At 66.2% G+C, this 24,150-nt stretch carries 25 protein-coding genes; 6 read left to right on the forward strand and 19 right to left on the reverse strand.

What is annotated here, in order from left to right; genetic code table 11:
• Positions 1–4 precede the first annotated feature (4 nt).
• The 12 genes from KBY66_RS03890 to KBY66_RS03950 form a co-directional block, all read right to left on the reverse strand.
• Entirely contained in the window at positions 5–1,162 is a 1,158-nt protein-coding gene (locus KBY66_RS03890; protein WP_255087869.1) for a CO2 hydration protein, read from the reverse strand.
• Positions 1,162–2,688 carry an NADH-quinone oxidoreductase subunit M gene (locus KBY66_RS03895; protein WP_255087871.1) on the reverse strand — a complete coding sequence of 509 codons (1,527 nt, stop codon included), beginning with the start codon at positions 2,686–2,688 and terminating at the stop codon, positions 1,162–1,164. The genes KBY66_RS03890 and KBY66_RS03895 overlap by 1 nt, the downstream gene beginning before the upstream one ends.
• 10 nt (positions 2,689–2,698) lie before the next feature.
• A complete protein-coding gene (locus KBY66_RS03900) occupies positions 2,699–4,558 on the reverse strand; it encodes an NAD(P)H-quinone oxidoreductase subunit F (RefSeq protein WP_255087872.1) in 1,860 nt (619 codons plus the stop codon).
• A 206-nt stretch (positions 4,559–4,764) separates the two neighbouring features.
• Entirely contained in the window at positions 4,765–5,238 is a 474-nt protein-coding gene (locus tag KBY66_RS03905; protein ID WP_315855478.1) for a bacterioferritin, read from the reverse strand.
• Between the two features lie 2 nt (positions 5,239–5,240).
• A complete protein-coding gene (locus tag KBY66_RS15680; protein WP_315855475.1) occupies positions 5,241–5,792 on the reverse strand; it encodes a BMC domain-containing protein in 552 nt (183 codons plus the stop codon).
• Positions 5,793–5,862: 70 nt separating this feature from the next.
• Positions 5,863–6,114, reverse strand: coding sequence for a carboxysome peptide B (locus tag KBY66_RS03920; RefSeq protein ID WP_255087875.1), 252 nt, complete (start codon positions 6,112–6,114; stop codon positions 5,863–5,865).
• The gene (locus KBY66_RS03925) at positions 6,114–6,386 is read right to left on the reverse strand and encodes a carboxysome peptide A (protein WP_255087876.1); all 273 of its coding nucleotides are present in this window, start codon (positions 6,384–6,386) and stop codon (positions 6,114–6,116) included. The genes KBY66_RS03920 and KBY66_RS03925 overlap by 1 nt, the downstream gene beginning before the upstream one ends.
• 1 nt (position 6,387) lies before the next feature.
• Positions 6,388–7,929 (reverse strand): carboxysome shell carbonic anhydrase, encoded by a 1,542-nt coding sequence (locus KBY66_RS03930; protein WP_255087877.1) that lies wholly within the window; start codon positions 7,927–7,929, stop codon positions 6,388–6,390.
• 118 nt (positions 7,930–8,047) lie between these two features.
• Positions 8,048–10,414, reverse strand: coding sequence for a CsoS2 family carboxysome shell protein (locus tag KBY66_RS03935; protein ID WP_255087879.1), 2,367 nt, complete (start codon positions 10,412–10,414; stop codon positions 8,048–8,050).
• Positions 10,415–10,492: 78 nt separating this feature from the next.
• Complete coding sequence (locus KBY66_RS03940; RefSeq protein WP_255087880.1) at positions 10,493–10,834, reverse strand: ribulose bisphosphate carboxylase small subunit; 342 nt, start codon at positions 10,832–10,834, stop codon at positions 10,493–10,495.
• A gap of 38 nt (positions 10,835–10,872) precedes the next feature.
• Positions 10,873–12,285 carry a form I ribulose bisphosphate carboxylase large subunit gene (locus KBY66_RS03945; RefSeq protein ID WP_255087882.1) on the reverse strand — a complete coding sequence of 471 codons (1,413 nt, stop codon included), beginning with the start codon at positions 12,283–12,285 and terminating at the stop codon, positions 10,873–10,875.
• Between the two features lie 73 nt (positions 12,286–12,358).
• On the reverse strand, positions 12,359–12,670 hold the full coding sequence (locus KBY66_RS03950) for a BMC domain-containing protein (protein ID WP_255087884.1): 312 nt from the start codon (positions 12,668–12,670) through the stop codon (positions 12,359–12,361).
• A 234-nt stretch (positions 12,671–12,904) separates the two neighbouring features.
• Between KBY66_RS03950 and KBY66_RS03955 the strand changes: the two genes are divergently transcribed.
• The 4 genes from KBY66_RS03955 to KBY66_RS03970 all read left to right on the forward strand — a co-directional run bounded on the left by KBY66_RS03955 (position 12,905) and on the right by KBY66_RS03970 (position 18,019).
• Positions 12,905–14,158 carry a ferredoxin:protochlorophyllide reductase (ATP-dependent) subunit N gene (locus KBY66_RS03955; RefSeq protein ID WP_255087886.1) on the forward strand — a complete coding sequence of 418 codons (1,254 nt, stop codon included), beginning with the start codon at positions 12,905–12,907 and terminating at the stop codon, positions 14,156–14,158.
• Complete coding sequence (locus KBY66_RS03960) at positions 14,149–15,750, forward strand: ferredoxin:protochlorophyllide reductase (ATP-dependent) subunit B (RefSeq protein WP_255087888.1); 1,602 nt, start codon at positions 14,149–14,151, stop codon at positions 15,748–15,750. The genes KBY66_RS03955 and KBY66_RS03960 overlap by 10 nt, the downstream gene beginning before the upstream one ends.
• 113 nt (positions 15,751–15,863) lie before the next feature.
• A complete protein-coding gene (gene bchL, locus KBY66_RS03965; RefSeq protein ID WP_255087890.1) occupies positions 15,864–16,766 on the forward strand; it encodes a ferredoxin:protochlorophyllide reductase (ATP-dependent) iron-sulfur ATP-binding protein in 903 nt (300 codons plus the stop codon).
• Positions 16,767–16,849: 83 nt separating this feature from the next.
• Positions 16,850–18,019 carry a glycerate kinase gene (locus tag KBY66_RS03970; RefSeq protein WP_255087891.1) on the forward strand — a complete coding sequence of 390 codons (1,170 nt, stop codon included), beginning with the start codon at positions 16,850–16,852 and terminating at the stop codon, positions 18,017–18,019.
• Between the two features lie 25 nt (positions 18,020–18,044).
• On the opposite strand, the gene KBY66_RS03975 is transcribed toward KBY66_RS03970, so the two are convergent.
• The 5 genes from KBY66_RS03975 to psaM form a co-directional block, all read right to left on the reverse strand.
• Positions 18,045–18,932: a hypothetical protein gene (locus KBY66_RS03975; protein ID WP_255087892.1), complete on the reverse strand. Its 888-nt coding sequence runs from the start codon at positions 18,930–18,932 to the stop codon at positions 18,045–18,047.
• Complete coding sequence (locus KBY66_RS03980; RefSeq protein WP_255087894.1) at positions 18,929–19,522, reverse strand: hypothetical protein; 594 nt, start codon at positions 19,520–19,522, stop codon at positions 18,929–18,931. The genes KBY66_RS03975 and KBY66_RS03980 overlap by 4 nt, the downstream gene beginning before the upstream one ends.
• A gap of 65 nt (positions 19,523–19,587) precedes the next feature.
• Complete coding sequence (locus KBY66_RS03985) at positions 19,588–20,571, reverse strand: protochlorophyllide reductase (protein WP_255087895.1); 984 nt, start codon at positions 20,569–20,571, stop codon at positions 19,588–19,590.
• Positions 20,572–20,682: 111 nt separating this feature from the next.
• Positions 20,683–21,159 carry a hypothetical protein gene (locus KBY66_RS03990; protein ID WP_255087897.1) on the reverse strand — a complete coding sequence of 159 codons (477 nt, stop codon included), beginning with the start codon at positions 21,157–21,159 and terminating at the stop codon, positions 20,683–20,685.
• A 67-nt stretch (positions 21,160–21,226) separates the two neighbouring features.
• On the reverse strand, positions 21,227–21,331 hold the full coding sequence (gene psaM, locus KBY66_RS03995; RefSeq protein ID WP_255087898.1) for a photosystem I reaction center subunit XII: 105 nt from the start codon (positions 21,329–21,331) through the stop codon (positions 21,227–21,229).
• Between the two features lie 89 nt (positions 21,332–21,420).
• On the opposite strand from psaM, the gene KBY66_RS04000 reads away from it, so the two are divergent.
• Complete coding sequence (locus tag KBY66_RS04000; RefSeq protein ID WP_255087899.1) at positions 21,421–21,915, forward strand: CRR6 family NdhI maturation factor; 495 nt, start codon at positions 21,421–21,423, stop codon at positions 21,913–21,915.
• Here KBY66_RS04000 and KBY66_RS04005 read toward each other — a convergent pair.
• Positions 21,893–22,069, reverse strand: coding sequence for a hypothetical protein (locus KBY66_RS04005; RefSeq protein ID WP_255087900.1), 177 nt, complete (start codon positions 22,067–22,069; stop codon positions 21,893–21,895). The genes KBY66_RS04000 and KBY66_RS04005 overlap by 23 nt on opposite strands.
• A gap of 26 nt (positions 22,070–22,095) precedes the next feature.
• Between KBY66_RS04005 and KBY66_RS04010 the strand changes: the two genes are divergently transcribed.
• Entirely contained in the window at positions 22,096–22,890 is a 795-nt protein-coding gene (locus KBY66_RS04010; RefSeq protein WP_255087901.1) for a lipoyl protein ligase domain-containing protein, read from the forward strand.
• On the opposite strand, the gene KBY66_RS04015 is transcribed toward KBY66_RS04010, so the two are convergent.
• The gene (locus KBY66_RS04015; RefSeq protein WP_255088004.1) at positions 22,874–24,139 is read right to left on the reverse strand and encodes a site-2 protease family protein; all 1,266 of its coding nucleotides are present in this window, start codon (positions 24,137–24,139) and stop codon (positions 22,874–22,876) included. The genes KBY66_RS04010 and KBY66_RS04015 overlap by 17 nt on opposite strands.
• Positions 24,140–24,150 lie beyond the last annotated feature (11 nt).

Below are 24,150 nucleotides of genomic sequence, written 5' to 3' on the forward strand. Positions count from 1 at the left end.
GGGGTCAGGCTACGGGAGGCTTGACAGCGAGGCAGTCGGTGCGGGCAACCGCCAGCCGGCTGGCCCAGGCAGCGGCATAGGCCCGGTTGGCCGAGCGGGCCTGCGGATCGGTGCTGCCCAGGGGGTGGGGGAAGGTGCCCCGAATGGCGGCATTGGTGACGCAGAACATTGACTTCTGAAAGCTCATGCAGATCTTCACGCGCACGTCTCCCTCCCCGCGGGTGCGCTGGAGGTACCAGCTGTGCAGGCGCTCCGGCAGGTGGCGGTACATGTCCTGCATCAGCAGGCTCGGCGGGATCCCGGACCCCATGGTCGGCAGCGGATCGGCATAGAGGGCGCCGTAGGCGAACTGGGCCTGATCCGGTGAGATCTGGTGGGCCTGGGCATTGAAGCTGACCGTTCCCAGGAACGGCATGCCCCGCAGGAACACCGCCTCCACGTAGGGCACGGCCACGTCCACCAGAAAGGTGAGGCCTGCCTCCGGCGGCAGCACCCAGAGGTGCTCGCCCGCCACCTCGACCCCGTAGGTGATCGGATTGGCGGCGGCGGCCACCAGACCCGCCTTGAGGAACTCCACGACGGCGTCGATCGAGTCCATCTGCCCATCGGCCTCGGCGCGGGCCAGATCGAGGAACAGATCGCTCATCACCCGCCAGAACTGGCCCAGGGCGTGGGTGGTGGCGGCGGCTCGGATCAGCTCAATCAGGAAGCTAGGGAAGAGCGGATGGAGCAGGGCCAGCAGGGGATCGCGGCGCGTCTTTTTTGAGATGATCGCTGCGCAGCTGGCGGCGAAGGGCTCCGAATCCAGGTAGGCATCGAGGCCACCGGTGCCGTGCCAGAGCATCGCCTTCATGCAGTACTCGGCGTACTCGAAGTTGATCCGATCGTGGTTCAGATGGCGCCAGATTTTGGCTGGGCTGTTGTCGCCATCGAGGTACTTGAACAGCGGGAAGGGCAGCAGAAGCTGGCGCTCAGCCTGGAAAATCAGGTTGGTGCTGTAGGCATCGAGCACTTCGCCGTAACTGTTCAGCACATCCACCACCTCGATCAGGTGGTCGGGCGTGTTGGCCAGCAGGGTTTCGCCGCCGAGCAATTTGGCCTCCAGTTCGGCGGCGCTGGGCATCCCACCGCTGTGAACCAGATCGGCTGGGATGATCGGCATTAGCCGAGGCCCCCGGTTTGCAGGGCGGCCGCCAGGGCAGGCAGCTGCACCATGGCCGTGGTGGCAGCCTCACTGAGTTTGCCTAGCCCGTAGGGCAACAGCCCGATCGCAAACACCGCCACAGCCAGGGCCATGGCAGGGATGGTTTCGCGGGGGGCAACCGCGGCAAGGTTCACATCAAGCCGGCCATGGGCCACTGGATCGATGAGCGGCGTTACCGCCAGCCGGCCGAAGAAGGCACGGTTCACCAGCAGCAGGAAGTACACCGCCGTCAGGCCCGAGCCCACCATCGAGAGCAGCGTGGCCACGGGGTAGGCGCTGATGCTGCCGCGGAACACCATGAATTCGGAGATGAAGCCCGCCATGCCCGGCATGCCGGCGCTCGCCATCACCCCCACGATCATTAAGGTGCCGGTGAACGGCAGGCCACGCTCGGGGTTGAGCAGGCCGTGCAGCACCGTGAGATCACGGGTGCCGGTTTTGCGATACACGATCCCCACCAGCAGGAACAGCAGCGCTGAGATCAGGCCGTGGCTCACCATCTGGAACACCGCCCCGAGGATCGACACTGGCGTGACCGCCGCAGCTGCAAGCAGGATGTACCCCATGTGGCCCACGGAGCTGAAGGCCACCATCCGTTTCATGTCTGTTTGGGCGATCGCCGCCAGGGAGCCAAACAGCACCGAAACCGCCGCCCAGATCGCCAGCCCCGGTGCCAGCAGCGCCCAGGCCTCCGGGAACAACCCCATGCAGAAGCGCAGCAGCCCGTAAGTGCCGAGCTTCAGCAGCACCCCCGCCAGCAGCACCGAAACCGGCGTGGAAGCCTGGGTGTGGGCATCGGGTAGCCAGTTGTGGAAAGGAAACAGCGGCACCTTGATGCCGAAGCCGATCAGCAGCGCCCCCAGCAACACCAGCTGGCTACCCATCGCCAGCCGTTCGCTGGTGACAGGCGTGAGGCTGAAATCCACCGTGCCGGTGTACAGGGCAAGGCCCAGGAAGGCCCCCAGGATCAGCATCCCGGAAGCGGCGGTGAAGATCAGGAACTTGGTGGACGCATAGGCCCGGTTGACCCCGCCCCAAACGGCGATCAGGCACCACAGGGGGATCAGTTCGAGTTCATAGAAGAGGAAGAAGAGCAGCAGGTTCTCGGCCAGAAAGGCACCATTGACGGCCCCACTGATCACCAGCAGCAGGGCGAAATAGATGCGCGGCCGCTTGTCGATGTCGCGGGTGCAGATGCCCGCCACCAGGGTTAAGGCACCGTTGATCAGCACCAGAGGCAACGAGAGCCCATCAACGCCGAGCTTGTATTCGAGCCCCAGGATGTCGACCCAAGGGAAGGACTCCTGCAGTTGCATGGCGCTGTTGCCGGGGTCGAAGCGGGCCAGCACCACCAGGCTCCAGGCCATCTGCAGGCCCAGCACCAGCAGCGTGACCGTGCGCATGCGCCCCTCTGCCGGCCTGCCGGGCCAGAGGGCCAGCAACAGGACTCCGGCGAAAGGAATCAGCAGCAGGATGCTCAGCATGGTGGGCCCCTCATCTGTTGAACCACTGCAGGGGTAACCACTGCAGCGAGGCCAGCAGCAGCACGATCGCCGCAACAACCGTGAGCACATAGCTCTGCAGCTGGCCGCTAACCACAAGCTTCAGACCCTCGGCGCTGGCAAGAGACAGCCGCCCGATGCCGTTCACCAGACCGTTGACGAGCGTACGGTCGAACCAGACGGTCAGCCGGGCCAGTCCCGCCACCGCCGCCACGATCGTCACCCGGTAAATCTTCTCGGTGTAGAAGTCGAAGGCGAGCAGGTCCCGCAGCGCTCTCAACGGCTGGAGCATCGATCGCGACCAGAACGTGTCCAGCCCCACAAGGGCGCCGGCGGTCACCCCGACCAGGCCGCTGGCGCAAACGGCGATGGCGGTGATCCGGGAGAAGGACGCCAGGCCGGGCACGGGATCAAGCCGGGCCATCAGGGCCGGCATCAAGGCCACCAGCACAGTGAGGATCACCATCGGCAGGGCCATGAGCCAGTTCACTTCTGGAGCACGCTTGGTTTTCGGCTTGGCCGGGCCGAGGAAAACCTGGCGGTACACGCGCGTGAGGTTGAACGCCGTCAGGACGTTGGTGAGGAGCACCACGGCGGCGAAGAACGGGGCCCTGGAGCCCAGCCCCTCCACCATCAGGCCGAAGCTCCAGAAACAGCCCAGGGGTAGCAGGCCCACCAGTCCGGCGCCGGCCACCAGGTAGGCCGTGGTGGTGGCCGGCATGCGCGACCCCATGCCTCCCAGTTCGGTGAGGTCCTGGCAGTTCGTGGTGGCGATCACGCTGCCCACGCTCATGAAGAGCAGCGCCTTGGCCAGTCCGTGGGCGAACAGCAGCAGCAGGGCAATCCCCGGTTGCTGCAGGGCGATGGCGATGAACACCAGACCCAGGTAGGAGGTGGTGGAGTAGGAGAAGGCCCGCTTGATGTCCACCTGGGCGATGGCCACCAGGGCCCCAGCCACGGCGCTGATGGTGCCCACAACCAGCAGCACGTTGACGGCCAGGGGCGATAAGCGCAGCAGCGGCATCACCTTCAGCAGCACCAGGGCGCCGGCGGTGACGACCACCGAGTTGCGCAGAATCGAGGCTGGATTCGGCCCCTCCATCGCCTCATCCAGCCACAGGTGCATGGGGAACTGGGCACATTTGCCCATCGGACCGGCGATCAGCCCCAGGCCCAGCAGCGTCCCGGCCATGGGCGAGAACGCACCACTGGCGTCGGCCTCGGCAGCCCAGACGTAAAGGTCCTTGAACTCCATTGAGCCCGCCCAGGCCGAGAGCGCCACCATGCCCATCAGCAGAAGCACATCACCCACCCGCTTGGTGAGAAAGGCGTCGCGGGCGGCGGTCACCACCAGGGGCTGGGCATACCAGAAGCCCACCAGGAGGTAGGTGGAGAGGGTGAGCATCTCCAGCAGGAAATAGCTCATGAACAGGCTGCTGCTCAGCACCACTCCTGCCAGGGCTCCCTCGAAGAAGCCAACCAGGGCATAGAAACGGGCCAGCGACCATTCCTTGTCCAGGTAGCCGAGGGCGTACACCTGGCCCAGCAGGCTCATCCCGGTGACCAGCTCGAGCGCCGCCAGGTTCGTGAGCGAAAGGTCGAAGCCGATGCGCAGGTCCAGATCGGCGGCGCGGAACCAGGCAAACTCAAGGTGCTGGGGCCCCAGCTGCCACACCTGCTGCAGGATCAGGCTGCTGTGCACCACCGCCAACAGGGTGCCGAGCAGGTTGAGGTAGGCCGCCGGCCGGGGGCCGTTGCGCCTGATCCATCCGGCCGCCCACGGCAGGGAGAGCACGACGCTGCCGAACCCGTAGAGCGGGATCAGCCAGACCATCTGGATGGAGTGGGGCATGGGCAACGCCAAGGTCAGAGCCGACCGCAACGGGTCAACTGGATGGGTCGATCGATCGCCGCATTTGGGTATCCGGGTCTGTTCATTGTCATCTCTCCAGCAGAACCTCTGCTAAAGGCTCGGGGCGATGCCTGCGCCGGCTCCAGCCGTCGTGGCCGATGGGTCGGCCGGATCGGTTCAAACGATGAAGCGAAACGTCACCATCATTAAAAGGTGGCTCTCTGATCCACTCCCCCCAGGCCATTGCGGTCGATCTGCCCAAGCCATTCCTTCAGATCTTCGCCATGCTGCCGCTCCTCCTCACACAGGTCACGAAAAAAGGAGCCATTCGACTCATCACGCACGACCGTGCAGAAGCGCGCCGCTTCGTCGTAGAGCAGAACCAGATCCTCCTCAAGTTCGAGGTCTTGATGGAGAAGCTGATACAGATCGGACCCGGTCCACACCGGCCGCAACTGGGAGGCGGCAGGGGCTACCCCCAGCGTGAGCATGCGCTCGATGATCCGCTCGGCATGCCGCAGCTCTTCTACGGTTTCACGCCGGAACCGATCGGCAGCCTCAGCCTGACCCCACAGGGCGACCAGGGAGGTCTGGGTCATGTACTGCTGCACCGCGGAGTATTCAAGGGTGAGGGCCCTGCCCAGGTAGCCCAGCACCCGTGGATGAACACCGACCACCACGCTCAACTCCTCCGGTCAGCACCGCTGGGGACAAGAACGGGCTCCACTTCGACATGGGGACGGGCGATGATGTGGGCTGCGACCAGGCCGTCGCCAACCCGCTCACAGGCATCGGCTCCAGCCCGAACGGCCGCATTCACCGCTCCGGTTTCGCCGCGCACCATGACGGTGACATAGCCGCCTCCCACGAATTCGCGGGACACCAGGGTGACTTCGGCGGCTTTGGTCATGGCGTCAGCCGCCTCGATGGCGGGGACAAGGCCGCGGGTCTCGATCATGCCGAGGGCGATGCCGTGAGGAAGAGAGGCCATGGCGGGTTTCGTTGGGGTGGGTTGGGGGGATCTTGGGGACGGGGGCTTGCTGGGCCTGGAGCCCTGCTCGGCTGGAGTGGAAGGAGGAGTGGCCGGAGGATCCTGGGTCTCCGGGGTGTCTGGGACGGCGGGGGTGGCTGGGGCGGCCGCAGCCGCTGGCAATGCTTTGGCCGTGGTGCTGCTCACGCTCCGACTGGCGGTGGTGCGACGGGAGGAGGGTTGTCGGGGCGTGGGAGTGGCCATGGAGGCGGAATCGAATGGACGGGATCAGGTGGAGGGAAGCAGCGAGGGGAGGGCTTGAAGCCGGGGGGATTCAGCCATCTGGATCCCAGAAATCAATGATCCCACCGATGGTGAGGTCGGTCTGGAGGTCGGGATCGCCGGAGGCAAACCGTGCTGCCGAGCCACTGGCGGTGAACACCCAGTTGCCTGGAGAGGCGCCGACCGGATCCACCGCGACACTGAATTTTCCCTTGTTGGAACGCAGCACCCGCAGATTGCAATGGCGCAGACCATCCACCCGTTGGCTGCAGACCAGGGAACCCGTCACCTGCATGATCTCCATCAGGCTCGGCCCTCGGGTGCATTGCCGCTTTCGGGATCCCAATGGTCGATGATCCCCACGATGGTGAGATCGCTGGGGTAGGACTTGCTGCCGGCCGCCTCGCGGGCCGCTGAACTTCCCACGCAGATCACCCAATCCCCAGGGATGCAACCCACCGCATCCACCGCCACTTTCTGGGAGCTGCCATCAAGCACGACCTGGAGGTGCTTGTGCTCGAAGCCCGGGATCCGATTGGTGGAAACGAGCGGCTTGACGACCTTGCAGATCAACATCTCAATGCCCCCCTGCCGCGTCGAGGTTGATGGATGACCCTACGGCCTCGGCAGGGGCATGCTGGTCTCGGTCCCGCACCGTGAGCAGGGTGTGGAGCAGGCCCTCCCGGCAAAGCTCCCCGTAGCGGCTGCGGAGGGCGGCTTCGGCGCGACGGCCGTGCTGAATGGCCCGCTCCCTCGCGCCGGGCACACTGCCGTGGTAGTCGAACCGAACCACCACCGGAACGGGCAAGCCTCGCGACACGTTCAGTCCGGTGAAGATCTTCACGCCGACATCAAGATCGGCGGCACCTTCCTCGACGGTGTCGAGGTGGGCGAAGTAGGTGAGATTGCGCAGGTGAATTTCCTTGAAACCGATGCCCACGCCAATGAAGCGCTCGGCGTGGCCGGCGTCGGGATAGGCACCGCCATGGAAGGTGCGCACATAATCGATCTGGGAGATGTTGTGCTCCACCAGCCGTGTGATCATTGTCACCATGCCCTCGTCGGGTTCGCCGGCAGCTGCCGCCGCCACCATCGAGCGAAGCTTGTGGCGGCCAGCCTCAGGGTTCAGCTGCAGGGTGGCGGCATGGGCCTCGCCGGCATCGAGCCAGGTGTCGAGGTCCGTGGTGCCATCCCTGGAGGGCACATGGACCCGGATCGCATCGGTGTCGGTGTCGAGCCCGATCAGCAGCAGATCCACGGAGGCCCCGCAGCAGAAGCTGTTCTCGACCGCCTGCTGGAAGTCCATCAGCCGTGACATTCCGCTGGAGGCGGCGAGGGTGTCATTGGACTGGTGCGCCGCGCAGCCTTCATGGCTCGGGTCCACGGAGCTGAAGTGGTACACCACCACCTTGAGGTAACGGGTGGGCGCACTGGCCTGGTTCGGGCGACCTTCCCGGTAGCGCAGGTGCTCGGTCTTCACCCACCGATCCACAGTGTCCTCAACGTCGAACATCGCTCCGGCATGGGGCCGGCGTCGCACCGAGCTGAACGGCAGACGAAGGGCGTAGCTGATCGTGTGGGCCAGGCGGCCATCGGCGCAGGGGGTCACATCAAGCAGATGGAAACCGCAATCCAGCAGAAAGGCATTGAAGGCCTGGGCGGCGGGGGTGCCATCGCGGCAATCGAGTGGATCATCACGAAAGAACGATTCACTCACCTGTCCATAGGTTTCGAAGACGCACCAGGCAAAGAGGGTGCGCATGTCGAGCTGGCTGACCCAGGCCTTCTCAAGGATGGCCGTGGGCAGGGAAAACCCGAGCTCAGCTTCGGCATGGCGCTGGGCCTGCGCAACGAAATGGTCGTCATGCTGCAGGGCGGAGAGCCGTTTCAGCACGGGGACGATCCGATCGAAGGCCCCCTTCACCGAGGACTCGTAGTCATGCAACCGAGCGTTGCCGGCCTGGTCAGCCAGGGGATGACTCGGTCCCGTGGTGATCGGCCGCCAACGGCGTACGGGGCGGTCCCTGGCAGGCTCGCTTCGCTGGGCCGGCGCGATCTTGGCCTGGTGATCCGGGGTTTCGAGTGCAAGGCCGGGAATCTCGGCGGGGAACAGGCCCATCGGCCGGTCCGATGGGGGCCGCCGGCTTGGCGCTGTTGGCGCCAAGGGCCGATCCCCGGTGGCATGGCGTCGCGGGATTGGCAAGGTCAGCTCAGGGGGGAGAAGGGAAACGATGCCATCAACCTCGGGCGCCGCCTGAGACCGTGATCAGGGAACCCTGGTCGGTGTTGCCGCTGGAGCCGGTCACGCGGCTGACCGGTTTCGTCACCTCTTCGTTGCGCTTGGGCTGGACCCCAGCCATGGCCGGCATCGGGCCGGTGCGGGTCGGATTGCGGCGACGGGCCGAGACCCCTTCGGTGCCCGTGACCCGCTTGCCCCGGTCCCAGTCATCTCCCGTGATGTGCAGACCGGCGGAGATGCCTTCACCGGTGACCCGAGAAACCGGTCGGCTGTCTTCATCGACGCTGACGGGAGCCTTGGCGGGAACATTCATGGCCGCACCGGCGTAGTGGGGAGCGCGGCGGTCAAAACGGAACTGCTCGGTGCCAGTGACCTTGTCACCGGCCAGGTCAAAAGGGCCGGTGATCCTGGCGCTGGTTTCATAGCGCGTGCCGGTGACGGCACCGCTGCGTTCAGGCTGCTGCTGGGCCGCCCTCGCCGGGGACTGGACGCTGAACTGTTGCCAGGGCTGGGGTTCCAGGGGCTGGGGAAAATCAGCCGCGGGGCTCTGGGCAACAGCGCAGGCCTCGTTGTACTGATCCACACCCACGTAGGGGGTGCCGGTGAGGGGTTCGCAGGCCCCCTTGCTGGCGCCCGTCATCACGCCACCGATGCCCGGCTGAATGCCGCTGAGCCTTGGCCCCGGGGTGCCACGGCCCATCGGGGTGCGCTGACGAATGGTGTTGACCGCCGAAGGGGCGCACCATTCGCCTGCTTGCTCCAGGCCCGCATAGGGGGTGCCGGTGACCGCCTTGCAGGTGCCGGGTTCATCGCCGGTGACCTTGGACGAGCGTCCGGTGCTGGTGCCGGAGACCACCAATTGCTTGTTGGTTAGGCTGAAGCTCACCTTGGCGGCCTCGGCTTCAGGGCGGGCACCGCAGAAATTGTCGTACTGCTGGCTGCCGATGTATTCATCCCCCGTGACCCGGCGGCAGGTGCCGGGCTCATTGCCGGTGACCTTGTCGCTGCGGCCGACGAGGGTGCCGGTGATGCCCGTTCCCCGCAGGGTGTGCACCTGTCCCACCTTGGCGGGGGCCTTCCCTGGGGTGGCTGTGGAATCGGAGCCGACGTACTGGGTGCCGGTGGTGCGAAGGCCGGCGCCGTGCTCGTCGCCGGTCACCTTCTCGGAACGGCCGACCATCACGCCGGAGACGGGCCGGCCGGCCAGGGTCTGGCCGAGCCCGACCTTGCGGGGGGCAGGGCTTGACACGCCGCAGTAAGCGGCCGACTGGTTCGCGGAGAGATACTCGGTGCCGGTGACGATCTTGCAGGTCCCTGGCTCATCACCGGTGACCTTCTCGGAGCGACCGACCTCATTGCCGGTGACTTTGTTGCCATGGCTGGTGGCCGTCACTGCCACCTTGGCTGGCTGCAGGGGCTGGGGCTCGCTCTGGCAGAACGACCGGAAGATATCGGCGCCCATGTATTCGGTGCCGGTGATCGGCCGACAGGTGCTCGCTTCATTCCCGGTGGTCTTCAGGGAGCGGGTGGCCTGGGTGCCGGTCACCAGCTGGCCACGGCTGGTCTCACCAACACCCACCTTCCAGGTGGCGTCCTGGGCACCAGCCACCTTGCTGGGGCCTCGGCGAGGTCCCGTCGGCCTGGTGACTCCTGTGCAACCGCCGACGGCAGCCGCACCGTTCTTGCTTTTCAGATCTCGAATGCGATGGGCCAGATCCCGGCTGCTCATGTCGGGATTGGTCTGCCGCACCACGGCGGCGGTGCCGGTGGAACCATTGATGGCGGCCGACTTGCCGTGCTTGGACTGGGCTTCGCGGCGGGCGAGGACCACGGCACGGCTGGGGTTGTGCTGGGCGGAACGCTTCGGCCCGTTGCGATGATTCGGGTTGGACTTGGTGGCTTGGCGCTGGGCCGAACCTTCGCTGAACAACGGCCTGGAGGCGCGGGTTGGTTCGGTCGTGCTGGCTTTGGCCGAAGCTGCAACGGCCGGTTCAAAGGCGGTGGCCGCCGGGCTGGCCGGCGCCGGGGCGGTGCGGGTGCGGTCCTTGCTGGTGTCAGCACGCTTGCCCCGCTTGCTGAGGGCCTCGCGGCGAGCCAGCACCAGATCGCGGCTGGGGTTGGAAATCGGAGCACGGTTGCGGGGCTGGCTGCTTGCCTGGTGGCGGCTGGCAGGACCGGGCTGGCTCAACATGGGCACGGGTAGCGCCGATGCGACGACGGTTGCAGCAGCCCGGGTCGGGCGGGCCTCGGAGGCGCTGCGGACCCGGTCGGGACTGCTGGCAAAACGCTTCTCAGCCGTTTTTCCGGCGGTGGAGAGCGCCAAACGACGTGCAAGGGCCGCTTCGCGACTGGATTGAGTTGCCATATCCGCCCGGTGAGTAAGTGGCCTGAACAATTCAGAGGTAAGGGTGGTCCCGGCTTATGCCGGGACCTGCTATTCCCTTCAGCGTGCTTCGAACACGACGAAACAGGAGCCCTGGCTCTGGGTGTAGGCGTCGTAGCCGACGAGCCGGACATGGTGATCGGGGTAGGCCCGATGGCAGGCCTCGAGTTCGCTGACGATCACGCCGAGATCCTTCTCACCGAAGAAGGGCAGCTTCCAGTACGACCAATAGGTGACCATGGAGCGGCTGGGATGAACGTGCTCGACCAGGGGACTCCAGCCCTGGGCAATGATGTAAGCGATCTGGTCGTAGATCTCGTCCTGGGAGAAGGGGGGCAGAAAGCCGAATGTCTCCAGGGTGGCGACTGTTTGATAGTCACCCACGGTGCTCATGAAGGGCATGGGGGGCCTTGGTTGGGTGGAGGGGAACAGGGAACGCTTCAGTTGACGTCAAGCTTGTCGACGGTGTCGAACTCGAACTTGATCTCCTTCCAGGTCTCGAGGGCGATCGCCAGCTCAGGGCTGTGCTTGGCCGCTTCGAGCAGGATGTCGCGGCTTTCCTTCTCGATCTCGCGTCCGGCGTTGCGGGCCTTGACGCAGGCTTCGAGGGCGACGCGGTTGGCGGCGGCGCCTGCGGCGGATCCCCAGGGGTGGCCGTGGGTGCCACCACCGAACTGGAGCACGGAGTCGTCACCGAAGATCGCCACCAGGGCGGGCATGTGCCAGACGTGGATGCCGCCGGAAGCCACGGCGAAGACGCCGGGCATCGAACCCCAGTCCTGATCGAAGAAGTTGCCGCGGCTGCGATCTTCGGGGATGAAGGATTCGCGCAGCTGGTCGATGAAGCCCAGGGTGGTCTGGCGATCACCTTCGAGCTTGCCCACCACGGTGCCGGTGTGGAGCTGGTCACCACCGGAGAGGCGCAGGCACTTGGCCAGCACCCGGAAGTGAATGCCGTGCTTGGGATGGCGGTCGATCACCGCGTGCATGGCGCGGTGAATGTGCAGCAGCATGCCGTTCTTGCGGCACCACTTCGACAGACCGGTGTTGGCGGTGAAGCCCCCGGTGATGTAGTCGTGCATGATGATCGGCTGACCCAGTTCCTTGGCGAACTCGGCCCGCTCGTACATCTCTTCCGGGGTGGCGGCGGTGCAGTTGAGGTAGTGCCCCTTCTTCTCCCCGGTTTCCTGCTGGGCCGACTCAACGGCTTCAGCGACGAACTCAAAACGGTTCTGCCAGCGCTGGAACGGCTGGGAGTTGATGTTCTCGTCGTCCTTGGTGAAGTCGAGACCGCCGCGGAGGCATTCGTAGACCACCCGGCCGTAGTTCTTGCCGGAGAGGCCGAGCTTCGGCTTGATGGTGCAACCGAGCAGGGGACGGCCGTACTTGTTCATCCGGTCGCGCTCGACGCAGATGCCGTTCGGCGGTCCCGGGCAGGTCTTGATGAAGGCCATCGGGAAGCGGATGTCTTCCAGGCGCAGGTGGCGCAGGGCCTTGAAGCCGAACACGTTGCCCACCAGGGAGGTGAGCACGTTGGTGATCGAGCCCTCCTCGAACAGGTCGAGGGGGTAGGCGATGAAGGCGTAGAAGGATTCCTTGTCGCCTGGAACGTCTTCGATGCGATAGCAGCGGCCCTTGTAGAAGTCGAGGTCGGTGAGGAGTTCAGACCAGACCGCCGACCAGGTGCCGGTGGAGGATTCAGCGGCCACGGCGGCTGCCACCTCTTCGCGGGGAACACCTTCCTGGCCGGTGACCTTGAAGCAGGCCAGCAGGTCGGTGTCCAGGGGAACGTAGTCAGGAGTCCAGTAGGTATCCCTGTACTCCTTGACCCCGGCGTCGAATTTCTTGCTCATGGGGAGAATCTGTGGGTGGATCGGTTGGGAAGGGGAGGGCTGGGCGCCCGTCGGTTCAGGGGCGCGTCAGATCTCAGTCCTTCGACCCGACTCCGAAGCTGCTGGTCAGGGCCGGCTCCACTTCCCTGTGGGGACGGGCAATGATGTGGGCAGCCACGAGGCCGTCGCCGACCCGCTCGCAGGCGTCAGCCCCGGCGCGAACGGCGGCGTTGACGGCGCCCGTTTCGCCGCGTACGAGGACGGTGACGTAGCCACCACCCACGAACTCACGGCCGATCAGGCGGACTTCCGCCGCTTTGGTCATCGCGTCAGCAGCTTCGATGGCAGGCACCAGGCCGCGCGTTTCGATCATGCCGAGGGCAATGCCCATGGTTTCACTCGCCATTGACGACTCCGGGACAGAGAAAGGAGGTTCGATGAGAACAGTGCTCTTCGACGTACCCCGCCGTCAAGCCAATTGGGTGTTCTTTCCCATCAAGGTCCGTAGTGGTCTCGATAAGCAGTGCTCATCCTTGCTTAGAACCATGAAGCAATATGAAGGAAACAGCGAAACCGGGCGACGGAATTCCTTCGTCGGGGCGGCTGGGAGTAGCCAGGAAGAGTTTGATCGACCCTCTCCATGGCCGCCACGCCCACCCTGCCGCCGCTGATCAAGGAAAGCGGCCAACGGGAGGTGTTCTGCGGCCTCACCTCGATCGTCTGGCTGCACAGGCGCATGCCCGACGCCTTCTTCCTGGTGGTCGGCAGTCGGACCTGCGCCCACCTGATCCAGTCGGCCGCCGGGGTGATGATCTTCGCCGAGCCCCGCTTCGGCACGGCCATCCTGGGGGAGCGCGACCTGGCCGGCCTGGCCGATGCCAATGACGAACTCGACCGCGTCGTGGGCGACCTTCTGGGCCGTCGCCCCGAGATCCGCACCCTGTTCCTGGTGGGCTCCTGCCCCTCGGAGGTGATCAAGCTCGACCTGGCCAAGGCCGCTGAACGGCTCAGCCAGCGCATGGTTGGCCGGGTGCGGGTGGTGAACTACTCCGGCAGCGGCATTGAAACCACCTTCACCCAGGGGGAAGACGCCGCGCTCACGGCCCTGGTGCCGATGCTGCCGGCCAGCGATGCTCCCCAGCTTCTTTTGGTGGGCACCCTGGCCGACGGGGTGGAAGAGCGCTTCCTCACCCTGTTCGAGCGCCTGGGCATCGGCCCTGTCCGCAGCCTGCCGCCCCGCCAGTCCACGGAGCTGCCGCCGGTGGGACCCGGAACCCGCCTGCTGCTCGCCCAGCCCTTCCTCAGCGACACGGTGCGCGCCCTGGAGCGCCGTGGCGCCCGCCGGATCGCCAGTCCCTACCCCCTGGGGGTCGAGGGCAGCCTGGCCTGGATGGCCGCCGCCGCCGCCGCCTTCGACATCGACCCGATTCAGCTGGCCTTGGTGATGGATCCCCTGGTGGAGCGGGGTCGGCGGGCCCTTGAGCCCCTGCGCCGCCAGCTGGAGGGGAAACGGCTGTTTCTGCTGCCCGATTCCCAGCTGGAGATTCCCCTGGCCCGTTTTCTGCACCGCGAGTGCGGCATGGAGCTGGTGGAGGTGGGCACCCCTTACCTCGATCGGCAACTGATGACCGAGGAACTGGCCCTGTTGCCGCCGGGCACCCAGCTCAGCGAAGGCCAGGATGTGGAGCGACAACTGGAGAGGGTGCGGGCCAGCCGGCCTGATCTGGTCGTCTGCGGCCTGGGCCTGGCCAACCCCCTGGAGGCCGAAGGCATCGCCACCAAGTGGTCGATCGAGCTGGTGTTCAGCCCCATCCACGGCTGCGACCAGGCCGCCGATCTGGCCGAACTCTTCGCCCGTCCCCTGCACCGCCGCGAGCTTCTGCAATGGAACTGACCCTCTGGACCTATGAAGGACCGCCCCATGTGGGCGCCATGCGGATCGCCGCCTCGATGGAGGGGGTGCACTACGTGCTCCACGCTCCCCAGGGCGACACCTATGCCGATCTCCTGTTCACGATGATCGAGCGTCGCGGCCGGCGCCCCCCCGTCACCTACACCACCTTCCAGGCCCGCGACCTCGGCGGCGATACGGCCGAACTGGTGAAGCGCTCGATCCAGCAGGCGGTGGATCGCTTCCAGCCCGAAGCCCTGCTGGTGGGCGAGAGCTGCACCGCCGAGCTGATCCAGGACCAGCCCGGATCCCTGGCCGCCGGCATGGGCCTGGGGGTGCCAGTGGTGAGCCTGGAGCTGCCCGCCTATTCCAAGAAGGAGAACTGGGGAGCAGCGGAAACCCTCTACCAGCTCTGCCGTGGCCTGCTCAAGGAGCAGGTGCCGCTGCCCGGAAGGCCGAAACCCGATCCAACCCGCTGGCGCGCCGAGGGCCGTCGTCCGCGGGTGAACCTGTTGGGCCCCAGCCTGCTGGGCTTCCGCTGCCGGGACGACGTCAAGGAATTGCGGGGCCTGCTGGGTGACCACGGCATCGAGGTGAACGTGGTGGCACCGCTGGGGGCGGCGCCCGCCGACCTGCTGCGGCTACCGGCCGCCGATGTGAATCTCTGCCTGTATCCGGAAGTGGCCGGCCCCCTCTGCAGCTGGCTGGAGCGCAGCTTCGGCACGCCTGTGCTGCGAGCCGTGCCGATCGGCATCGGCGCCACCACCGAGTTCCTCCGGGATCTCCATGCCCTGCTCGATCTGGAGGCTCCAGCCAGCCTGGAGGCCGACCAGCGCTCCCGGCTGCCCTGGTACTCCCGCTCGGTGGATTCCACCTACCTCACCGGCAAGCGGGTGTTCATTTTTGCCGATGCCACCCACGCCATCGCCGCGGCGCGGATCGCCAGCCGGGAGCTGGGCTTCAAGGTGGTAGGCCTCGGCACCTACAGCCGCGAGCTGGCCCGCGAGGTGCGGGCCGCCGCCCAGGAGCTGGGCCTGGAGGCCCTGATCAGCGACGACTACCTGGCGGTGGAGAAGGCGATGGGCGAAGCCGCTCCCGAACTGGTGCTGGGCACCCAGATGGAGCGCCACAGCGCCAAACGGCTGGGCCTGCCCTGCGCCGTGATCAGCGCGCCGCTGCATGTTCAGGATGTGCCGGCCCGCTACGCGCCTCAGATGGGCTGGGAAGGGGCCAACGTGATCTTCGACACCTGGGTGCATCCGCTGATGATGGGCCTGGAGGAGCACCTGATCGGCATGTTCAAGGAGGACTTCGAGTTCGTCGAAGGGCACCGCAGCCACCTCGCCGAAGGGGCCCCGGCCCGCTCCGCACCCACGCCTGAGCCAGCTCTGGCAACGGCCACCCTGGCCCCTCTGGATGGTGGGGCGAAAGCCGCGCCGGTGTGGAGCACCGACGGGGAGGCGGCCCTCGGCAAGATCCCCTTCTTCGTGCGCGGCAAGGTGAGGAAGAACACCGAGACCTTCGCCCGGGACCAGGGCCTGGCTGCGATCACCGAGGAGGTGCTCTACGACGCCAAGGCCCACTACAGCAGGTAGTTGATCCGGGGAGGATGTTTCGGTTTGCACCACCCGCTCGCAGGGCCGGCTCCACTGGTCTTCCATGGAGCAAGTGCCAGTGTCTGGCCCCGCTTTAGGCAAGGATCCCACCAATGACCGCCACCCTGACGACGCCGACCACACGCGGTGAAGACGGAGAAGGAAGCCTCCAGGTGCATCAGGACGCGGCCATGGCCATCGAGGAGGGCGCCCTGGTGATCGCCGTCTACGGCAAGGGCGGCATCGGCAAGTCCACCACCTCCTCCAACCTCTCGGCCGCCTTCTCGAAGCTGGGCAAGCGGGTGCTGCAGATCGGCTGCGATCCCAAGCACGATTCCACCTTCACCCTCACCAAGAAAATGGTGCCCACGGTGATCGACATCCTCGAAACCGTGGACTTCCACACTGAAGAGCTCCGCCCCGAAGACTTCGTGTTCGAGGGCTACAACGGCGTGATGTGCGTGGAATCGGGCGGCCCGCCGGCCGGCACCGGCTGCGGCGGCTACGTGACCGGGCAAACGGTGAAGCTGCTCAAGGAGCACCACCTGCTCGAAGACACCGACGTGGTGATCTTCGATGTGCTGGGTGATGTGGTGTGCGGCGGCTTCGCCGCTCCCCTGCAGCACGCCCACTACTGCCTGATCGTGACCGCCAACGATTTCGATTCAATCTTCGCCATGAATCGGATCATGCAGGCGATCAATGCCAAGGCCAAGAACTACAAGGTGCGTCTTGGTGGCGTGATCGCCAACCGCTCCGAAGACACTGACCAGATCGACAAGTTCAATGAGCGCACCGGCCTGCGCACCATGGCCCACTTCAAGACCGTGGATGCGATCCGCCGCTCCCGCCTCAAGAAATGCACGATCTTTGAAATGGATGACGACAGCCCGGAAGTGGTGGCCGTTCAGCAGGAGTACCTGAGCCTGGCCCAGAAGATGCTCACCGATGTGGAGCCCCTCCCGGCCGAACCCCTCAAGGATCGCGACATCTTCGATCTGCTGGGCTTCGATTGACGCACAGGCCGCCAACGGAGTCTGGCGGACGTCCATTGCTCCCTGCTGAGTCCGGGGCCTGAGGATCATCCCGGACGCAATCGATGAAAATCGTGCTGGCGCCAGATTCCTTCAAGGGCTCGATGACGGCCATGGAGGTGTGCAACGCTCTTCAACAGGGTGTGTGCCGCATCGTGCCCGGCGCTGAATTGGTTGCCCTGCCGATGGCCGATGGCGGTGAAGGCACCACCGAGGCCCTCGTCGCCGCCTGCGGTGGTGAGCTTGTCAGGGTTGCTGCCAGCGGGCCCCTGCCGGGCCACCGGCAATCGGTCGAAGGCGTGATCGGCTTGATTCACGGAGGACGCACCGCGGTGATCGAGATGGCCTGTGTCTCGGGGTTGCCTCTCGTGCCCTTGTCCAGGCGAAATCCACTCCACACCACCACCTATGGCACCGGCCAGCTGATCGCTGCCGCCCTGGATCGGGGCGCGCGCCAGCTGATCGTGGGGATCGGCGGCTCGGCCACCAATGATCTGGGCGCCGGCATGGCCCAGGCGCTTGGCGTCCGCTTCCTGCGGGCCGATGGGACGGAGTTGCTCGAGCCGATCACGGCTGAACGGTTGGCCGACGTGGCCCGGATCGATCCAGCAGGTCTCCATCCGGCTGTGGCCCGGAGCCGCATCCTGGTGGCCTGTGATGTGGACAACCCGCTGCTGGGGCCCCAGGGCTGCAGTGCGGTCTACGGTCCACAGAAGGGGGCCAGCCCTGCGGTTGTGGCCAGGCTCGAAGCCACCCTCGCCGGCGCGATCGATCTGATCGAAGCGACCCTGGGCCTTTGGGTCCGGCTTCAGCCCGGCGCCGGTGCGGCCGGGGGCCTGGGCGCCGGGCTGATGGCCTTTCTCGGCGCCGAACTGCGACCGGGTATCGACCTGGTCCTGGAGGCCAGCGGCTTTGCCGCAGCCATTCAGGGTGCGCAGCTGGTCTTGACCGGCGAGGGCAGGATCGACCAGCAGACAACCCATGGCAAAACGATCAGTGGCGTGGCACGCCTCTCGCAGCAGCAGGGAGTGCCGGTGGTGGCCATCGTCGGCAGCATCGGTGCCGGCGCTGATCTCCTCTACCGCAGCGGTTTGACCAGCATCGTCTCCCTGGTGCCGGGTCCGGTGAGCCTTCAAAACGCCATGGAGCAGGGCCGGGGCATGGTGGCGGACACAGCCGAACGGGTGATGCGGCTGTTCCTGGCCAGGGGCAGCGGGGCGAGCCCAGGCGGCTGAAAACGCGCTGGTTTTCTTGAAGCTGTCAGATCTCCGCTGCCGCCCGCTCCACCAGCCGCCGCGCCACCGCCTGCACACCGGTATGGGCATAGGTGTCGGTGAAGGCATCAAGAAAGGCGGCCAGCTGATCCATCCGCCCTTGCCAGGGTCCGATGCTGCCCTCCAGGGCCTGCACCGCTTTCTGCCCCGAAAGGCCCAGCTGGCCCACGAAACCACCGGCCCAGCCCAGCCACTGATCCACCCCTTTGCGCAGGAAGCCCATGTGGGCCTCATCACCCCGGCCCGGAATCAGGGCAGCCATCCGGCCATAGGCCGGCAGCTTGCGAAGCTCGCCGCTGCCGGCGGCTCCCAGCAGGCCATCAAGCCTTTGCAAGGCCTGATCGCCGAGGGGCAAGAGGCCATCGAAACAGATCAGGGCCGCCATCCTCACCCGGGCCTCGCCGGCGTAATCAGCCAGAGCGGCGCCAAAGTCGCCGAAGCTGTCACCTGGCAAGCCGTTCACCTGGGTGAAGGCCAGCAGCTCGGCACCCACCTTCAAGCTCAGGTCCACCGCCTGCAGGGTGTCGCTGGGGGGCGTGATGCTGGAGATCCGCTTGAGCAGGGGAAGCCCCGCCGTGACGTTGGCCAGAAAACGCAACCCGCCGGTGGCGTGCTGCGACCGGTTGACCGCGTCATAGAGGCTGAGCGCTCGGCCGTAGCCTTCGGCGCGGGCACCGCTGAGCTGGTCCGCCCGGGCCCGAACCAGGCGGATCAATTCAGGATCGTTGCTGCCGATCACCTCGCGAATCAGCTGATCGGCGCTGGTGGGGTTGCTCCAGCCGCCGGGCACGAGGGTGCTGATGCCCTTGAGCGCCAGCACGGTGAGATCACGACGGGGCAGGCGCTCGAGGCGCTCCAGAACGGTTCGGCTCATGCGGCGGGCTGCAGGGCGGGCTGGCGTTCAGCGTTCGGCGCGAGCTGGTGCAGCGGATCACCGCTGGCTGGAGGCAGCTGCTTGCCCATGGCACCGGCGGACGGCTCCAGGGCCGCCAACCGGGGCAGATCGAAGGCGCCCAGCAGGGCGTGACGGCGGTCCGGATCCAGGCCACTGCCCTGGCCGATCACCTTGACCTGGAATCGATCCGCCACCAGCAGGGCACTGGCCTGGGGCCCCTGCTCCACCAGGGGCCACCCCTTGATCTGCTGGCCGCTCGATTGGAACTTGGCCCTGGCCTCCGGGGCCGTGGTGGTGTCGGAGATGGCGAGCAACGCCAGCAGTTCGCCACCGCGCTTGAGCTTGGCCTCGCTGAAGCCCCGCTTCTCCTGGCTGAACACCACCTCCTCACCGGCCCCTGGTGCGGGGAAGAGACGGTTGAAGGCCGTGCCATTGACCACCTCCTGCTTGGAGATGTCGCCGACGGTGCCGCCCGGCAACCAATCGGAGAAGGGAAGCAGCAGCAGCCCGCCAACGAGCAGCAGGCCAGCCAGTCCAAGACCAAGGACCCAGCGCAATGGACGCGGCATCGGCGTTCTCCTGTTCGGAATTGGTCTTGGACCAGCCATGTCCTAGCAGCGTTTGCCAGGTCAGCTCAGGCGAGACCGACCAACTTCATCGAGAGATCCCACATCTGCTCCGCTGTGCCCTGATCGCTGGCTTTCTCGGAGAGCTCCTGGATGAACTGCTTGCCATTGGCCGATTGGCGGTTGCCCCAGCTCCAGTGGGCACCGGAGCTGGCGAAGCCTGGATCGGCCACCACCAGGGCGACCCGCTCACCGGAGAGCTCCTGGCTCACATACCCCCCGGTGATGGTCTTCTGGAACCAGGGAAAGATGCGCTGGAAGAGGGGATAGCTGTTGCGAAAGAGGGGTGTATCGGCCACGCAGCCGGGATAGAGGGATGTGAACACGATGCCGGTGCTGGCATTCAAGCGCCGGTGCAGTTCCCGGGTGGTGATCATGTTGCAGAGCTTGCTGTCCTTGTAGGCCTTGCCTGGCTTGAACGGCTTGGCGTTGGCCATGCTGATCGGTGCCTTGAAGCCGCCCTTGAAGCCGGCCAGATCACCCAGATCGGCGGGAGCAGGAATCGGGATCTTGCCGCCGAGCTCCTTGGAGTTGGCCGTCACGGTACCGAGAATCACCAGGCGTCGGGATGGATGGGTGGACTGCTTCAGCGAATCGAGCAGAAGCTGGATCAGCAGAAAATGGCCGAAGTGATTGGTGGCCATCGAGAGCTCATAGCCCTGGGGGGAGCGCCGTGGTTGCTTGAGGAGGGGGAGATACACCGCCGCATTGCAGACCAGGGCATCAAGGGGCCGGCCCGTGGTCTTGAAGGCATTGGCCAGCCGCCTGACGCTCTCGAGATCACCGAGATCCACCTGCAGATGGGTCTGGGCGCCCTCGGGAATCCCCAGGGCATTGGCGGCCGCGCGGGCCTTGCCGGTGTCGCGGCAGGCCATCACCACATGCCAGCCCCGATCCACCAGGGCCTTGGTGGCATGGAGGCCGACGCCCGAGGAGGCGCCGGTGACCAGCACCGTTCCTGGTGCTTGCCCCGCAGTGGAATCAGACGCCATGCTGGCGGATCGCATTGAAGTGCCCTTACCTAAAGACATTGACCTGCCTTCTCAACCTGAAGGGCAGAAGAATTCAACAGAAGAACATCGTTGCCAGCCAGGCCTCACGGCTCAGAGACGGGATTGCAGCGAACGGGATTGCCTGGGCTCTTCCCAGACCACCCGCAGCCGATTCGGAGCGATCCACTGGTCCTGCTCCCGCATCATTTGCTGTTCACCTTCCAGGGCAAAGAGATTGTCGAAGCGGGTCTGGGCCCGGCGCAGTCGGGCGGTTTCGATGTCGAGAATGGCGCTGAGCTCGCTGTGACGATCCAGACGTTGCTGGTAGGCGGAGGCCAGATGGGTCAGGCTCACGGCGGCCAGCAAGCCGAGCCCCAGCTTGACGGACAGGCCGATCACGCTGCAGAGAAACTCCTGACGCTCGCTGGAAGGCACCGGAAAGGTGAGCGGCGCAGACGAGGAATCGGCCCGCCCCTCCAGGGAACGGAGACCAACCCCGGCAGGCCTTGAGGGTCGGTCCCTGACCAGGCCCCTGGGGCCACGAACCTGAAGACTGCCCAGGGAACGGGAGGGCTGCGCGGTGGTCAAGGCAGAGCTGCGTTGTTCGCCCGCTTCTAACAGCTTCTGTGGGGCGTGCCAAGGCCCTGGCTCTGGATCAGGCGTTGTAGAGGCTGACGCATAGGCGAATCGCCAGCACGCCGGCATGGGCGGCTACCACGAGTGCGATCAGCACTTCCACCTGGCTGAGTGTTGTGACCATGGCCGACGATGAGGAATGATTGTCGCCACCATTGTTCAGCTCGATCTCACCGGTTGCCGCCCCAGGCCCCTCGGTTGTCATAGCTCTTGATGGCTTTCTCCTCGACCACGCTGACGATTTCCGCCAGCCAGATCCGCTCCCTCGATCTCGGCCCCCTCCAACCCTGGCGTGATCTCTCCGCGGCGGCCCTGCTGGAGCGCGCCGGAGAGCTCGAACTTGGCTTCGCGTGGCCCCGGACCGACGGTGATCCCCGGGAACTCTCGGAGTTGGCCGAACTGCGGCTCTGGAGCCTGCGGGCCGATGCGCTCCTTCCCTGGCTGCCGTTGGTGCTGGAGCGAAGCAGCGGCCAACTCTGTCGCCATGTGGCGATGTTGCTGCCCCATGGCTTCAGCCGCAGCGAGGGCATCCGCTTCGCCCCGGAGTGTCTGGAGCTCTGGATCACCCATCGCCTCTTCCTGCTCGACGACTGGAGCCGACTCCATGGCCTCAGTTGCCGAGGCGGGCTGGCGGAGATGGCGGCGATGCTGGGCTTCGAGCTGGATCCCGCCTTCTGGGAGCCCCTCAGCCGTTCAGCCCCAGGCTGATCGCCCGACGGCCGGCATCGGCGGCCAGCAGCAGGGTGACCAGCTGCAGCAACCAGGCCAGGTTCTGCCCGCTGACGCGGTGCAGCCGGTCTGCCGACCACCGGGCGGAGAAGGCAGCGGTTCCCCCTAGCACGATCGCCATCGCGGCCACCATGGTGGGATCCTGAGCGTTCCGGTCCGTTGGCTCCAGGATCTCCCATCGCTTCCCCGTTTCCGAGCCGCTGGCGCTGGATTCCGCCGCTCGCCAACCTGGGCGACTGGCAGATGGCCCTGGATGACTGGCTGCTCGACGAGCTGGTGGCAGGTCGGGGTTCGGCGGTTTTTCGCCTTTACACCTGGTCCGTGCCCACCCTCTCCCTTGGCTTTCACCAGCGCAGGCTCGAGGCCCACTGGGGACTTTTGGAGGAGCAGGGGCGGATCGCCCTGGTGCGGCGACCCAGCGGCGGCCGGGCCGTCCTGCACGGTGGCTGCCTCACCTATGCGCTGCTCTGGCCCGACGCCCCGGGGCCGCGAACCCTGGCCTATCGCCTTGCCAGCCTCTGGCTGCAGGAGGGGTTGGCGAGCCTGGGCCACCCACTGCGCTTTGGAGTCGGGACGACCAACCAGCAAAGCCCCAGCTGTTTCGCCACCAGCACCGCCGCTGATCTGGTCGAAGCCGACGGGGCCAAGCGGGTCGGCAGCGCCCAGCTGTGGCGCCAGGGCCACCTCCTCCAGCACGGCAGCCTGCAGCTCGATCCCACTCCTGAACTTTGGAAGGCCGTGTTCGGCATGGAACCGCCACCGCTTCCAGCGTTGCCGATCGGGGCAGAGGCCCTGGTGAACCATCTCCGCCGTGCGGCAGAAGTGGGCCTGGGGGGGAAGCCTTTCGACGAGCAGCCGCTCAGTAGGGGGGAGTTGGCCGCGATCGAGCCCCGCAGGGAGCGGTTCCAGCTCAGGGCGGCGGCCTCCGCGCCTTCCCTCAGTCCCCTGAACTGACCGCCGCGGTGGTGGCTGGATCCAGGGGACTGGAGCCGGCGATGCCGCGGGCCACCTGGCCAAGGGCCAGACCCATCGGGTAGGCACCCTGGCGCCGGGCAGCCTCGAGCAAGGGTGTCGGCAGGCGGAGCCCCAGGCGCTTGAGGACGGCTTCGGACAGTTCGGGTCGCTCGATCGTGCCGGCGGGAAGGCCCGCGGCACTGAGCACCAGCAGACGGTTCACCCCCGGCTCATCGAGTTGTAAGGCGGCCTGCCACAGCGGCGCCGCTTCCCCGATCGAGGCGAGCGAACTGAGGGGCTCGAGGTGATCACCCACCCGTTCGAGGTCCCAGCGCTGCACCGGCAGCGACTGCAGGGCCCCGTCATCGATCCGGCCCCGCCAGCGGCCCCGATCGCAGACCAGGATCCAGTCGGCGCTCTGGGCTGAATCGTCGCTGCGGCGCATTCCACTGAATTCCTTCAGCGTGGCATCCGCTTCGAGGACGCGAAAGCGACGGCCGGTCGCATCGCGAACCTTCAGATCCCGCAGGGCAGCCTCCAGGGAGAGCAGCTGGAGCTGATTCCGGGAAGAACCAAGGCCGAACCAGCCCAACAGGATCAACCAGAAGGCTCCAAAACCTCCGCCCCGCAACACCAGCAGCGTGCCCATGCCGATTGCCATCAGCGACAGGAAGCGGCCGATCCCCGCCGCCACCTGGATACCGCGGCGCTGGCTGCCGGTGTATTGCCAGACCAGGGCCTTGACGATCAAGCCACCGTCGAGGGGAAGGCCGGGAAGAAGATTGAACAGGCCCAGAACCAGATTGAGGGCTCCAAGCTGTTGCACCATTTCACCGGCCAGGGGGGAGAGATGGGAGACGGAATGGCTGGCGAACAGCAGCAGCCCAGCCAGCACCAGGCTCACGAGCGGCCCAGCGGCGGCAACCTGGAGGGCAGCCAGCGCCGTGCTGCACTCCCGCTCCACCGTGGCGACACCGCCGAGCAGGAACAAGGTGATGCTCCGCACTTTGACCCCATGGGCGATGGCCACAAGCGAATGGCCCAGCTCGTGAAGCAACACCGAGACGAACAGCAGAAGAGCCGTGGCCAGCGCGAGCAGCCAGAGGCTGAACGGGGAAGCCTGGCCGGCGAACTGGGCGCCGTATTGCTGCTGGAAGCCCACGGTGGCCAGGCCCAGGATCACGAACCAGCTGGGATGGATGCGCAGGGGTATCCCCTGGATCCTGAACAGCAACCAACCCTCGCCCACGCGATTCATTC

This window comes from Synechococcus sp. Tobar12-5m-g (genome assembly GCF_024345415.1).
GTDB lineage: Bacteria > Cyanobacteriota > Cyanobacteriia > PCC-6307 > Cyanobiaceae > Regnicoccus.

What these genes read in the sequence shown, in the direction of transcription:
- KBY66_RS03955 (WP_255087886.1), top strand. Translation starts at nt 12,905, where the DNA reads ATGGCCGCCACGCCCACCCTGCCGCCGCTGATCAAGGAAAGCGGCCAA.
- bchL (WP_255087890.1), top strand. Translation starts at nt 15,864, where the DNA reads ATGACCGCCACCCTGACGACGCCGACCACACGCGGTGAAGACGGAGAA.
- KBY66_RS03985 (WP_255087895.1), bottom strand. Translation starts at nt 20,571, where the DNA reads ATGGCGTCTGATTCCACTGCGGGGCAAGCACCAGGAACGGTGCTGGTC.
- KBY66_RS03890 (WP_255087869.1), bottom strand. Translation starts at nt 1,162, where the DNA reads ATGCCGATCATCCCAGCCGATCTGGTTCACAGCGGTGGGATGCCCAGC.
- KBY66_RS03950 (WP_255087884.1), bottom strand. Translation starts at nt 12,670, where the DNA reads ATGGCGAGTGAAACCATGGGCATTGCCCTCGGCATGATCGAAACGCGC.
- KBY66_RS03940 (WP_255087880.1), bottom strand. Translation starts at nt 10,834, where the DNA reads ATGCCCTTCATGAGCACCGTGGGTGACTATCAAACAGTCGCCACCCTG.
- KBY66_RS04000 (WP_255087899.1), top strand. Translation starts at nt 21,421, where the DNA reads ATGGCTTTCTCCTCGACCACGCTGACGATTTCCGCCAGCCAGATCCGC.
- KBY66_RS15680 (WP_315855475.1), bottom strand. Translation starts at nt 5,792, where the DNA reads ATGGCCACTCCCACGCCCCGACAACCCTCCTCCCGTCGCACCACCGCC.
- KBY66_RS03970 (WP_255087891.1), top strand. Translation starts at nt 16,850, where the DNA reads ATGAAAATCGTGCTGGCGCCAGATTCCTTCAAGGGCTCGATGACGGCC.
- KBY66_RS03920 (WP_255087875.1), bottom strand. Translation starts at nt 6,114, where the DNA reads ATGGAGATCATGCAGGTGACGGGTTCCCTGGTCTGCAGCCAACGGGTG.
- KBY66_RS03975 (WP_255087892.1), bottom strand. Translation starts at nt 18,932, where the DNA reads ATGAGCCGAACCGTTCTGGAGCGCCTCGAGCGCCTGCCCCGTCGTGAT.
- KBY66_RS03960 (WP_255087888.1), top strand. Translation starts at nt 14,149, where the DNA reads ATGGAACTGACCCTCTGGACCTATGAAGGACCGCCCCATGTGGGCGCC.
- KBY66_RS04005 (WP_255087900.1), bottom strand. Translation starts at nt 22,069, where the DNA reads ATGGTGGCCGCGATGGCGATCGTGCTAGGGGGAACCGCTGCCTTCTCC.
- KBY66_RS03900 (WP_255087872.1), bottom strand. Translation starts at nt 4,558, where the DNA reads ATGCCCCACTCCATCCAGATGGTCTGGCTGATCCCGCTCTACGGGTTC.
- KBY66_RS03895 (WP_255087871.1), bottom strand. Translation starts at nt 2,688, where the DNA reads ATGCTGAGCATCCTGCTGCTGATTCCTTTCGCCGGAGTCCTGTTGCTG.
- psaM (WP_255087898.1), bottom strand. Translation starts at nt 21,331, where the DNA reads ATGGTCACAACACTCAGCCAGGTGGAAGTGCTGATCGCACTCGTGGTA.
- KBY66_RS03930 (WP_255087877.1), bottom strand. Translation starts at nt 7,929, where the DNA reads ATGGGCCTGTTCCCCGCCGAGATTCCCGGCCTTGCACTCGAAACCCCG.
- KBY66_RS03980 (WP_255087894.1), bottom strand. Translation starts at nt 19,522, where the DNA reads ATGCCGCGTCCATTGCGCTGGGTCCTTGGTCTTGGACTGGCTGGCCTG.
- KBY66_RS03925 (WP_255087876.1), bottom strand. Translation starts at nt 6,386, where the DNA reads ATGTTGATCTGCAAGGTCGTCAAGCCGCTCGTTTCCACCAATCGGATC.
- KBY66_RS03945 (WP_255087882.1), bottom strand. Translation starts at nt 12,285, where the DNA reads ATGAGCAAGAAATTCGACGCCGGGGTCAAGGAGTACAGGGATACCTAC.
- KBY66_RS03935 (WP_255087879.1), bottom strand. Translation starts at nt 10,414, where the DNA reads ATGGCAACTCAATCCAGTCGCGAAGCGGCCCTTGCACGTCGTTTGGCG.